General features: G+C 73.0%; 4 protein-coding genes. 2 read left to right on the top strand and 2 right to left on the bottom strand.

All coding sequences use genetic code 11. The features are described 5' to 3' along the window. Window positions 1-103: 103 nt before the first annotated feature. Together KV102_RS04155 and KV102_RS04150 are read left to right on the top strand one after the other, a co-directional pair. Window positions 104-1,615 carry a S8 family serine peptidase gene (locus KV102_RS04155; RefSeq protein WP_220345371.1) on the top strand — a complete coding sequence of 504 codons (1,512 nt, stop codon included), beginning with the start codon at window positions 104-106 and terminating at the stop codon, window positions 1,613-1,615. Between the two features lie 120 nt (window positions 1,616-1,735). Further along, window positions 1,736-2,362, top strand: coding sequence for a TetR/AcrR family transcriptional regulator (locus tag KV102_RS04150; protein ID WP_220345370.1), 627 nt, complete (start codon window positions 1,736-1,738; stop codon window positions 2,360-2,362). 265 nt (window positions 2,363-2,627) lie between these two features. Here KV102_RS04150 and KV102_RS04145 read toward each other — a convergent pair whose 3' ends face one another. Further along, window positions 2,628-3,023 carry a holo-ACP synthase gene (locus KV102_RS04145; protein ID WP_220345369.1) on the bottom strand — a complete coding sequence of 132 codons (396 nt, stop codon included), beginning with the start codon at window positions 3,021-3,023 and terminating at the stop codon, window positions 2,628-2,630. Next, window positions 3,020-12,193: a polyketide synthase gene (locus tag KV102_RS04140; RefSeq protein ID WP_308290221.1), complete on the bottom strand. Its 9,174-nt coding sequence runs from the start codon at window positions 12,191-12,193 to the stop codon at window positions 3,020-3,022. The genes KV102_RS04145 and KV102_RS04140 overlap by 4 nt, the downstream gene beginning before the upstream one ends. Window positions 12,194-12,363: the final 170 nt, after the last annotated feature.

The following is a 12,363-nucleotide window of genomic DNA, read 5'->3' as shown; positions in this document are numbered from 1 at the left end:
GTCTACGGTTGCGTCACACAAGCAACTCCCCCGAGAAGGCCTCAAGCCCATCACAGCGGTCGGGCCGGATCGTGGACCGAAAAGCAGCGGAGGACACCACCTCATGGTCAGTTCCACATCCCCACTCTCTCCTCGCCGATCTCGACGGCCCCTCGCCGCCGCGACCCTCTGCGGCATCGGCCTGGTCGCCGCCGCACTCACCGCTGGCCCGGCAGTCGGAGCCTCGGCGCCGTCGAGCGCGGCGAGCGCCTCGTCGCTCGCCGCGCCGGTCGCCGTCGCCGACGGCGAGCTGATGAGCTACGTCGTCAACAGCAAGCCCAACCCGGGGCAGACCCGTCTCGCCGAGCGCGCGGTCCGCGACGCCGGTGGCACGGTCATCCAGTCCTGGCCGCAGATCGGTGTCGTCGTCGCCCACTCGACGTCGGCCGACTTCCGTGAGGACGTCGTCGACGTCGCGAAGGGACACGCCGTCCAGTCGGTCGGCGCGACCCGTACGGCCGCGGTCAAGACGCCCGCCGAGGAGGCGCCGCAGCCTCGCTCGCTCGCGCGCAGCACCGACACCCGGTCCGCGTTCGAGATCCGCCAGGGTGTTTCCGCCACCGAGGTCGTGGAGGCGGACCCGCTCGAGGCGCAGCAGTGGGACATGACCCAGATCAAGGCCGACGTCGCGCCCGACGGCAGCCGCGACGTCACCGTCGGCGTGCTGGACAGCGGCATCGACGACACCCACCCCGACCTCGCGCCCAACGTGGACGCCAAGAACTCGGTCGGCTGCACCGCCTACGGCGTCCCGGACACGAGCCGCGCCGCCTGGATCCCGACGACCAGCGACCACGGCACGCACGTCGCCGGCACGATCGCCGCGGCCAAGAACGGTGTGGGCATCGTCGGGGTCGCGCCGAACTCGATGATGACGTCGATCAAGGTCGTCGACGACGACGGCTACATCTACCCCGAGTACGCCGTCTGCGGCTTCGTCTGGGCCGCTGAGCACGGCGTCGACGTGACCAACAACAGCTACTACATCGACCCGTGGATGTTCTGGTGCAGCAACGATCCTGACCAGGCCGCCGCCAAGGAGGCCGTCCGTCGCGCCGTCTCGTACTCCGAGCGCAACGGGGTCGTGAGCGCTGCCGCCGCCGGCAACGCCAACTACGACCTGGCCAACAAGACGACCGACACCACGAGCCCGAACGACACGACGCCGGTGACGCGTCAGATCGACGAGGGCTGCGAGGACCTCCCGGCCGAGCTGCCGGGTGTCGTGACGGTCGCCTCGAACGACCAGGCTGAAGCCAAGTCGACCTTCTCCAACTACGGCGACGGCGTGATCGACGTGACCGCGCCGGGCAGCCGGATCCTCTCGACCGTCCTCAACGGCGGTTGGGGACTCAAGTCCGGCACCTCGATGGCCTCGCCGCACGTCGCTGGCGTGCTGGCGCTGCTGAAGGCGTCGCACCCCGAGGCGACGCCGGCGGAGCTGGTCGCGCTCCTGCGTGCCCAGGCTGACGACAAGCCGTGCCCGACCGACACCCGTTGCACCGGCACGCCGGCCTACAACGGCTTCTTCGGTGACGGCCTCGTCGACGCGCTGGACGCCACTGCGGCTCGCTGACGACGATCGCGGCGCGGCACGGCCCTCACGGGGCGTGCCGCGCCGTTCGTCTGCAAACCGCGTTTGCATCATGTGTCGCGCCTCCCACGCCGAAACCTACGCATCGGTAGGGTTGATGGTGTGAGCGCGACCATCGAGATTCTCGAGCCGCGGCGGAGGCCGACGCAGGAGCGGAGTCAGAAGAAGTTCGATCTGATCCTGCAGACGTCGCGCGACCTCCTGCTGGAGGTCGGTTTCGAGTCGTTCACGCTCGAGGAGGTCGCCAACCGCGCGGGCATCCCGATCGGCACGATCTATCAGTTCTTCCAGAACAAGTACGTCGTCGTCTGCGAGCTCGACCGCCAAGACGTCGTCGCAGTGCGCGCGGAGCTCGCCCGTCTCGCCGCCGAGCTGCCCACCCTCGACTGGCTCCGGCTCCTCGACCAGCTCGTGGACCACATCGCCGCGCTCTGGGTCACCGACCCGTCGCGCCGTGCGGTGTGGCACGCCGTGCAGTCCACGCCCGCGACGCGAGCGACCGCGGCGCTGACCGAGCGTGAGCTGGCCGCCGACGTCGCCCATGTGCTCGCGCCGCTCACGCCGAAGACTCCCCGCGCACGTCGCAAGATCGTCGCCGAGGTCCTCGTCCACGTGGCGTACTCGATGCTCAACTTCTCGATCCGCGACGGTCAGGAGCATGCCGAGGCCGTGATCGAGCTCAAGCGACTCCTCGGCTCGTACCTGCTCGCCGCCGAGCAGTCCGGCTGACCCCACCCTCTTCCTCCGCTCGCGGGTCACTCTCTGGCACTCGCGGGTCGCTCTCGTTGGCTCGCGGGTCACTCTCTGGCACTCGCGGGTCACTGGCACGGTGACCCGCCGGTGCCAGGCGGTGACCCGCGAGCGGCAGACAGTCACCCGCCGGTGCCACACGGTGACCCGCGGCCGCCACACGGTGACCCACCGCCGCCACACGGTGACCCGCGAGCGGCAGACAGTGACCCGCGGGCAGCAGAGAGTGACCAGCGAGCGGAGGTCAGGCGGCGGTGAGGACGACGTACGCGATCGCGTAGTCGCCGTCGTGCGACAGCGACACATGCAGGGCCGCCGCGTCGAGATGTTCGCGTACGGGGGAGTGCAGCACGATCTGCGGCCGCCCCCAGAGGTCCTTCACGACCTCGATCGCGGCCAGCGCCTTGCTCTCGTCGACGACGGGCGGGGAGCCGTGCAACGAAGCCGACCAGGCCTTGACGACGGCCTCCTTGGCCGCCCACCGCGCCGCGAGATGACGCGTACGGTCGGCCGAGCCGTCCGCCGCGTCACCTCGCTCGCCGGGGGTGAACAGCTCGGCGAACCGGGTTCCCGGCTGCGCGAGCTGTTCTCCGAACGACGGGACGTGGACCAGGTCCACGCCGACGCCGAGCACGCTCATCGCGTGCGCGGTCCGCCGTCCGCGACGTCACCCACCCCCCTGGCGACGTTCCCCGATCCCGGTGCGGGCGGTTCGACGACGGCGGGGGCGTTCCCAACCCCGACCGCGTACGTACCGTCCGCACCGAGACGTGCCCGCGGGTCGAGGAGGATCGAGGCCTCCCGCTCCCGCGCGTCGGAGTCACCGAGGCGGCGTCCGACCGGGCGCTGGTACGGGGCAGGGCCGCCATACATCGCCCGCACGAGCCGCAGGCGACCCGAGATCTCCCGCGCCCGCGACGCCCGCTCGTACTCCTGGCGCTCGTCGGCGTCGAGCGTCGCGAGGAACGCCTCCGGGTGCGCGATGGCGACCAGCGCCGCGACGTGGCCGAACCCGAGGCTCGTGACCAGCCCGGCCCGCATCGGCGCCGGCGCCGGCAGCGCGTCGCGGAGCCACACCAGGTGCGGGTTCTCATCGAGCACGTCGTCGACGCAGTCGAGGCTCCGGTTCGGCGGCAGCACCTGGCTGCCGAGGACCTGGCAGAGCCCGATCGCCTGGAACGCCGCCGCGCCGCCCTTGGAGTGTCCGGTCAGCGCCTTCTGCGACAGGACGAAGAGCGGGTTGCCCTCGGAGCGCCCGAGCGACGCGGCGATCCGCTCGTGCAGCTCGGACTCATTGGGATCGTTGGCTGCCGTGGAGGTGTCGTGCTTGGACACCACCGCGACGTCGTCCGCGGCGAGACCGAGCGTCGCGAGCCCGCGCGCCAGCGGCGACTGCGCGCCACCACGGGCCGCGGCCAGCGCACCCAGGCCCGGCGCCGGGATCGACGTGTGGACGCCGTCAGCGAAGGAGCCCGCGTACGCGACCACACCGAGGACCGGCAGCCCCATCCGCAGCGCCACGTCGCCGCGGGCGAGCAGCACCGTGCCGCCCCCCTGCGACTCGACGAACCCGCCGCGTCGCCGGTCGTTGGCCCGGCTGACGTAGCGAGGGTCGATGCCCTTGGCGAGCATCACGCCGGAGTCGGCGGTCGCGGACATGTCGGCGAATCCGACGATGCCTTCCGTCGACAGGTCGTCGAAACCTCCCGCGACCACGAAGTCGGCCTTGCCGAGCCGGATCTTGTCAGCGCCCTCCTCCATCGAGACCGCCGCCGTGGCGCAGGCGGCGACGGGGTGGACCATCGACCCGTACCCACCGACGTACGACTGCATGACGTGCGCCGCGATGACGTTCGGCAGCGCCTCCTGGAGGATGTCGTTCTGCTTGGCCTCGCCGAGCAGCGTGTCGACGTAGAGCGAGCGCATCGACGTCATGCCGCCCATGCCGGTGCCCTGGGTGCTCGCGACCGCCGCAGGGTGGACCCAGCCCATGAGCTCGGCAGGGCTGAACCCGCTGGAGAGGAACGCGTCCACGGTGCAGACGAGGTTCCAGACCGCGACCCGGTCCAACGACTCGAGCATCTCAGCCGGGACGCCCCACACGGTGGGGTCGAAGCCGGTCGGGATCTGGCCGCCGATCGTCCGGGTCAGCGCGAGACGCCGCGGGACGCGGATCTCGGTGCCCGCCCTGCGCGTCACCGTCCAGTCGCCGTCGGAGCCCGGTGCGATGACCGTACGGCCGGGGTCGGCGTCATACATCGCCCGCGCGGCGGCCTCGTTGCCGACCGAGAACGTGAGGTCCTCGTCGAGGTAGGCCCGAGCGAGCAGGGGCGTCGAGGCGTCGACGAGCGCGCCGTCGTCGGCGTAGCGACGGATGCCGCACCGCTCGACCACTTCGTCGTGGTAGCGCTCGTGGAGCTCGGGCTCGGTGACGGGCTCGCCCGACGCGACGTCGTACCAGCCGCCGTTGTCCCAGGCCACCAGGCCGGTGGACCAGGCGAGCTCGAGCACGCCCGCGGCCGACAGCTCCTCGGACACCTCGTACTCGAACCGCGTGCGCGCCGACCCGTACGGCCCCAGCTCGCCGGCGCCCACGATGACCACGAGGTCTTCGGGGCGGGCCGAGATGCTGGGCCAGGGCACGTCAGGACGCGCAGGCAGCTGCGCCGGCGACGGCGCGAGCGCCGCGATCCTCACGGAGTCGTCGGACTCCGTCGGCACACCGGTCGCACCGACCGCGTCGGCCGCGTCCCGGGCCAGCGCGCCGAGGTCGACGTCGGCCTCGCCCAGCCCGCCGGTCAGGTCGACGGTCACCGGCGCCGTACGCGCCTGAGCGCGGGCCTGCGGTGTCGCCCGCTCGAGCAGAGCCTCGGCCATCTCGTCGGTCGACCAGGTACGGACTCCCGCCTGCTCGACCGCCTCGACGAGCGGGTCGTTGGCCCCCATCAACCCGGTCCCGCGGACCCAGCCGATGATCGCGTGGACGAGCGAGACGCGGTCGCTCCAGGTGGCCTCGCTGGACCACTTCGCGGTGATGGCGTCGAGCGCGGCCTTCGCCTCGCCGTACGCCCCGTCGCCACCGAAGGTGCCCCTGTTCGGGGAGCCCGGCAGCACCACGTGCAGCGTGGACGCGAGGTCGTGGGCGCGGCCCGTGGTGGCGAGTGCGGCGATGAGCCGCTCGACCGACCAGAGCAGGATCCGCATGTCGACCTCGGAGCGGGAGCCGACCTCCGTGAGGTCACCGGCGACCCGCCCCGCGGCGAACGGGAAGAGCAGCGTGGGCGTCAGCGCAGCCTTGACCACCGTGGTGGCGCCACCGGCGGACGTGGTCTGCTCCTCGCTCACCCACGACGCGAGCGCGTCGACGTCGGCGAAGGACGCGAGGTTGGCCGGGACGACCCAGAGGCGTGCCCCGGCGCGGGCGTGCGTGCGGTACAGCTCCTTGAACGCCCGCAGCTTGGACTGGTCGAGCCGGGACGTGGTCGCGACGACGGTGGCGCCGCCACCGAGCAGCCGACCGACGACCGATGCGGCGATCGACCCGGTGCTGGCGCCGGTGACGACGGCGACGTCGTCGGCCCAGTCCCCGGGTGTGATGTCGAGCGCTGCCTCCGCGACCATGGTCAGCCGCTCGGCGACGCCGGTGTCGTCGGTCCGTGAGGCCCACCACCGTGCCTGCGCTGCGACGTCCTCGCCGGCGCCGACGAAGGTCTCGACCGTGGCCGTGACGTCGTCACCCGCGGCGATCCGCGCGACGTCCTCGCGGGCGCTGGCCCACCGGTCGTCGAGCAGCACCGCGCGTCGCGCGTCGAAGGCGGGGGTCGTCAGACGGGCCCAGTCGTTGCCGAGCTCGGCCTCGACCTGCGCCAGCACCGCGGCGTCGGTCGCGTGGTCGCCGGCGTCAGCCACCGCGCCGGCGCTCGACAGTCCCAGCCTCCCGAGCAGGTGGCGAGCGGTGGAGGCGAGCACCCCGTCGGGCCCCGTGATCTCCGCCGTGATCTCACCGAGGGCAGCGGCGTCGACGGTGACGTCGGCGCCACCGGCGCTCGGCATCGCGACGGCGACACCATGCCGGGCGCCGACGGCCGCGACGGCGGCGTCCACCGCGCTGTCGAGCTCCGCGGCGCTGGTCGGCGCCCCGAGCTCGCCGAAGGCTCCGCCCCGTACGCTGCTGCCCTCGCGGGTCGCGAGGGCGAGCTCCGCGACCACGTGGCTGGCCCAGCCCGGTCCGAGCTGCCACACGCCGGTGACGCGGTCGGTGATCGCCGACTGGCGCTTGCCCGTGGGGCCGAGGACCTTGGCGAGGTGGTCGCCGAGGGCGGTGGACAGCACCGGGCCGAACGGCTTGTACGCCCGGGCGAGGCCCTTGACCTGGCCCGACAGGGTCGGCAGGTCCGCGTCGGCGGCGCCGTCGATGGCGCCCAGCGAGAGCTCGCCGCCGAGGTCGACGAGCAGCTGGTTGCGCCGTGAGGACGCGCCGTCGCAGAGCGACTCGATCGAGTCGGCCGCACCGATCTGGTCGAGGCGCATCTTGGTCCACCAGGCCAGCAGCACCGTCGTCGCGTCGGCGGCGTCGAAGGACAGGTCGGCCGGTCGGTCGGCGCTCGGGGCCGGCGCTGCGACGGGGGAGGGCCCCGCGGCAGCACCGGCGGTCTGGGGGGCGCCGGCCGCGGCCGCCGACTCCTCGACGGTGTCCGACGGCTCCTCCGACACCGGTTCCGGGTCGGTGTCGGTCGCGAAGACGACGGCCTGCTCGCGCTCGATGTTGACGACCTCGACCGAGCGGTGCGGTGCGCTCGGGAGCTTGAGCGTCGCCGAGGCGAGATTCGCGACGGTCGGTGCGTTGGCGACCCCGACCTCCACGAAGCGCTCGACACCGAGGTCGCCGAACATGAGGTCCTGCGTCTCGATCCAGCGCACGGGGCTGGCGAACTGCCAGGCCAGGAGCTCGACGAGCAGGCGCCGTGCCAGGCGGCCCGGGTCGGCGGCCCATGCGTCGTAGTCGGCGAGGACCTCCTCCAGCGGCGCGGACGGCACGGTCGCGGCGACCTCGGCGACGAAGCCCCGGTCGAGCGTGAACGGCCGCGGGACCAGGTTCGGGACATAGCGACCGAGCAAGATCGACGGGTCGATCGTCTCGGGGAGCAGCTCCTCGAGACGGGCCCGGAAGTCCGGCACGCCACCGCGGAGCACGGTCGAGTGGAAGGGTACGTCGATGCCGGGCACGAGGATGAACGCCGCCTTGCCGCCGAACGCCGCGCGGCGTCGTGCGATCTCCTCTTCGAGGATCTCGAGGCCGCGGACGGTTCCGGCGATGGCGTACTGCGAGCCGCGGAGGTTGTAGTTCACGATCTCGAGGAACTCGCCGGACTCCTGCGACACACCCTCGACGAACGCCGCGACGTCGGAGTCCGCCAGCCCGATCTGGCTCGGGCGGATGGCGGCCAGGCGGTAGTCGCTCCGGCCCTCGGCGTCGCGGGGGACCAGCGCGTGCATCACCGATCCACGCTGGAACACGACCTCGATCACGGCCTCGAGGCTGATCACGCCCGAGACGGCCGACAGCGCGTTGTACTCACCGACCGAGTGGCCCGCCAGCACCGCGTCCTCGACGAACGCGCCGGCCTCACGGAGCTCGGCGATCTGCGCCGAGCCGAGGACGGCCATCGCGACCTGGGTGAACTGCGTGAGGAACAGGACGCCGTCGGGGTGCCGGTGCGTGACGCCGTCGGCGACGACCACGGTCGGGTTGTCCTGGACGACGGTCAGGATGGAGAAGCCCAGCGCCGTACGGGTGTGGGCGTCGGCGCGGTCCCAGATCTCCCGCGCGGCCTTGCTGCGCCGGTATCCCGCCATGCCCATGCCCGGGTGCTGGATGCCCTGGCCGGGGAACGCGTAGGCCGTGCGGGGCGCGGCGATGCGCGCGGTGGCTGCGAGCACGAGCTCGCCCTCGCTGCGGCCGGTGATCTCGAGGATCTCCGCGCCGGCGTCGAGACCGGTACGCACGGCCGTCAGGTCTACCGTCGCGCCCAGCCGGACGGGCGCCAGGAACCGTGTCGTCCAGCCGTCCACGCGGCGGTCACCGAGCATCTGCTGCGCGGTCGCCGACAGCCACATGCCGTGGACGATCGGATCGCCCAGGCCGGCCAGGCGGGCGGCGGCGACGCTGGTGTGGATCGGGTTGTGGTCACCGGTGACCGCGGCGAACGCCCGCATGTCGGTGGGGGCGACGACCGACCGCTTCGCCCGCGTACGACGCGGGGTGTCGGTCACGGCGCCGCGCGCCGCGCCACCGGCGACGACGGGGTCGCCCAGGTCGGCGGCGCCGGTGCGGCCGCGGATCGCGAAGCGCTCGCGCAGGGTCGCGAGCTCGTGGGAGTCCGTGCACACGTCCACGTCGATGGTCACGACGCGGCCGACGCCTGCGTCCTCGACCCCGACGAGGCGCGCCTCGACGCTCAGCGTGGCGCCGCCGTGCGGAAGGTCGTCAGCGAGCCGGATCGCGTGGTCGAGATGGACGAGGTCGAGCATGCCCTCCACGACGTCGACGTCGGAGCCCGGTGCGCGGGTGCCGGCGAGGACGGCGAAGACGGCAGGCCAGGCGAGGCCGACCAGCGCGTCGGGTGCGGGGCGACCGCTGCGAGCGACGGCGCCGCCGGTGACGGCGGCGTGGTCGGAGCCGAAGTCGCCCGACCAGCGCACGGTGGTACGGGCGACGCCGTCCCGCGCCTGCGGCAACGAGCCGCCCCCGGCGACCTCGAGGAGGCAACGCATCGCCGCCACGGCGCTGTCGGCGGTGACGACCGGGGCACCGCCGTCTGCGGCGTCGGCGACCTGGATGCGGACCGACAGCGAGCGGGTGCCGCCGAGCGGCACCTCCAGCACGGCGTCGGGGCCGTCGGTGCGCAGGACCGCTCCGGTCTCGGCGTGCTCGGCACGCGAGGGGTCGACGATGACCCAGTCGACGCCGAGACGGTGGACAGGGTTGCGGACCGTACGGCCAGCCCAGCTCACGTCGGGCGCGGCCAGGACCAGCCCGAGCACGTCGTCGGCGGCGTCGACGCGGCGACGCCCGGCGACGCGCGACTCGAGCGCACCGGCGGTCAGGACGTCGTCGACGGTCTCGTCCTCGAAGCGGCGCAGCAGGTCGGCGACCGGCTCGTCGACACGGGTGATCCCGCCGACGGCGACGGGACCGGGGATGACGCAGACCGCGTCGGCGCCGTAGCGCGCGTCATGGGCCTGCCACAGGGAGTCCGACCGGTACCAGCGGCGTACGTCGGCGTCGAGGACGGGCACGAACGGCACCGGCTTCCCCGGACGGCGGCACACCTCGACGAAGAAGGGGACGTCGCCGGGGTGGAGCGTCACCTCGATGGCACGCGGGTAGGCGGTCAGCAGCGTGCCGATCGCGGCGTGCGGGTCACCGACCGACTCGGCGTCGGCGAACAGCGTCGGGATCTCGCCGTGGTCCTCGTCGGAGAGGCGTGCCTCCGCGCGCTGCACCATGGCGTGGAAGCGGTCGCGCAGCGTCACGTCGAGCCAGTTCTCGGCGCCGGCGCCGGTGATCTCGTTCTCGCCCGGCTCGGCGCCGGCGAGCTCGGCGTAGCGTGCGAGCCACGCGGCGTACGTCATCGTCGTGACGTCACCGAAGTAGGGCTTGGCGGTCGCTGCGATCGCGGCGATGATCTCGTCGCGCCGGGCGGCCACGGCGTCGGCGTCTCCCGCGACCTCATCGATGATGCGGCCTGCCCGCGAGGCGGCGTTGTCGATCTCGTGGATGTCGGCGCCGAGCTGGCTGCGCCCGGACGCCATGCCGGCGACGGCGCGGCCCGCACCGACCCAGTCCGGGGTGCCGGGTGTGTCGACGAGCAGCTGCTTGACCTGCGGGGAGGTGGTGGCTTCGCGGGCCGCCATCGCCGCGGTGCCGACGAGGATGCCGTCGAGCGGCATCGCCGGATAGCCGTGGCGTCGCGCCCAGGCGCCGGTGAGGTAGGCCGACGCCGACTGCGGGGTGCCGATGCCGCCGCCGACACAGACGACGACGTTGTCCTGGGCCCTCAGCTGCGCATAGGTGGTGAGGAGCAGGTCGTCCAGGTCCTCCCACGAGTGGTGGCCGCCGGCCTTGCCGCCCTCGACGTGGACGACGACCGGGGTCGGCGCCGCCTCACGGGCGATCGCCAGCACCTCGCGGATCTGCTTGACGGTGCCGGGCTTGAAGACGACATAGGAGATGCCGGCCTCGCGGAGCTCGTCGACCAGCGCGACGGCCTCGGGGAGCTCGGGGATGCCGGCGCTGACGACGACCGCGTCGACGGCGGCACCGTTGGCCCGCGCGCGCTGGACGAGACGCTGCTGACCCAGTTGCATCTTCCAGAGGTAGGGGTCGAGATAGAGCGCGTTGAACGCGAAGGTACGGCCCGGGTCGAGGAGGCCCGTGAGCTCCTCGACGCGGTCGGTCAAGATGCCTTCGGTGACCTGCCCACCTCCGGCGAGCTCGGCCCAGAATCCGGCGTTGGCGGCGGCCGCGACGATCGGAGCGTCCACGGTGGTCGGCGTCATACCCGCGAGCAGGATGGGAGAACGTCCGGTGAGACGCGTGAAGCGGGTCTCCAGCACGGTTCGGCCGTCGGGCAGCGTCACCGGCTTCGGGGCGTACGCCGACCAGGGGGTGGCTCGCCGCGGGGCAGCGCCGGGCGTGGTGAGGGTGCGCTGTCCGCGCCGGGTGGCGGGAGCGACGACGCCGACACCACGCGCCGTGGCCTCGTAGCCGGCGAGCATCGAGGCGAGGTCACCCGGACCGAGGTCGAGGATCCACTCCGCGCCGGTGTCGAGGGCAGACTCCAGGTCGCCGACCCAGTCGCCGGGGGCGATGACGGCGCGCGTGGCAACGTCACGGGACCAGTCGGGGTCGAGGCCGCAGGCGGTGGCCCACTCGGCGACGAGGTCGCCGGCCTCGGCCAGGCGGTGGTGGTGGAAGGCGGCGCGCGGCTCCAGCACCTCGAAGACGGGGGAGAACGGCGTGCCGCCGGTGAGCTTGCGGTCGCGGAGCGACGCCTGCGTCTGCGCCTCGCGCTCGAGGTGACGCTTGATCGTCACCAGGTCGTCGGCCGGGCCACTGAGGACGACCGAACGGCGGCCGTTGCGCAGGGCGACGTCGACGTCGACGTCGCTGACCTCCGCGAGCAGGCGCTCGACCTCGGCAGGGTCGACCCGCCGTACGGCGAGCATGGTGTCGCCGAGCAGGCCGCGGCGCTGGGCGGTGAGCTGGACGGCCGCGCCGACCAGACGGGCCAGGGCGAGGACCTCGGACGCGTCTCGTCCGGCCACAGCCTCGGCGGCGAGGACGCCCTGCGAGTGGCTCACGACCGCGGTGGGAGCGCTGGTCGCGGGGTCGAGACCCTGCAGGCGCAGCGCCTCGACGCCGGCGAGCTGGGCGAGGAGGATGCCGGGGACGGACACGGCGGGCTGGGCCAGCAGGTCGGTGTCCGGGGCGGGGGGTGCCTCGTCGCTGGCGGCCGACTCGGCGACCGCGAGCGCGTCGGCCCACTCCAGCGGGGTGAACGGCAAAGGGATGCGGGAGAGCTCGGGGAGCACCGGCGTGAGCAGGCGCTCGGCGCCCGCGCAGGTCGCGTGCAGCTGCGGCCCCAGCGCGTAGGTGCGCAGGAGGTCGCTCAGCGGCTCGAGCCACGGGCTTCCCTGACCTCCGAAAGCGAGGGCGTACGGGGTCGCGTCGTTGAGCGCGTCGACCAGCCGGGTGCGGTGGTCGTGCGTCGTCGTCCGGGTGGTCGGGGTGTCGATGATCGTCACGAGTCCCTCGAGCCTTCCTGGTGGTGCGCGGTCGGGGCAGCCCTCATCATGACCCAAACATGAGGGAAGCCTCAACATTTACGTGAGGACTACCTCATGTTTTCTCCCGATCGGTCGGCCGTCGATCCCTGCTGCCCGTGGAGCAGGCGGAGGCTGGGACGGCCTCATAT

The organism is Mumia sp. zg.B53, assembly GCF_019550935.1.
Lineage (GTDB): Bacteria > Actinomycetota > Actinomycetes > Propionibacteriales > Nocardioidaceae > Mumia.
This window is presented reverse-complemented; position numbering and strand designations above follow the sequence as displayed.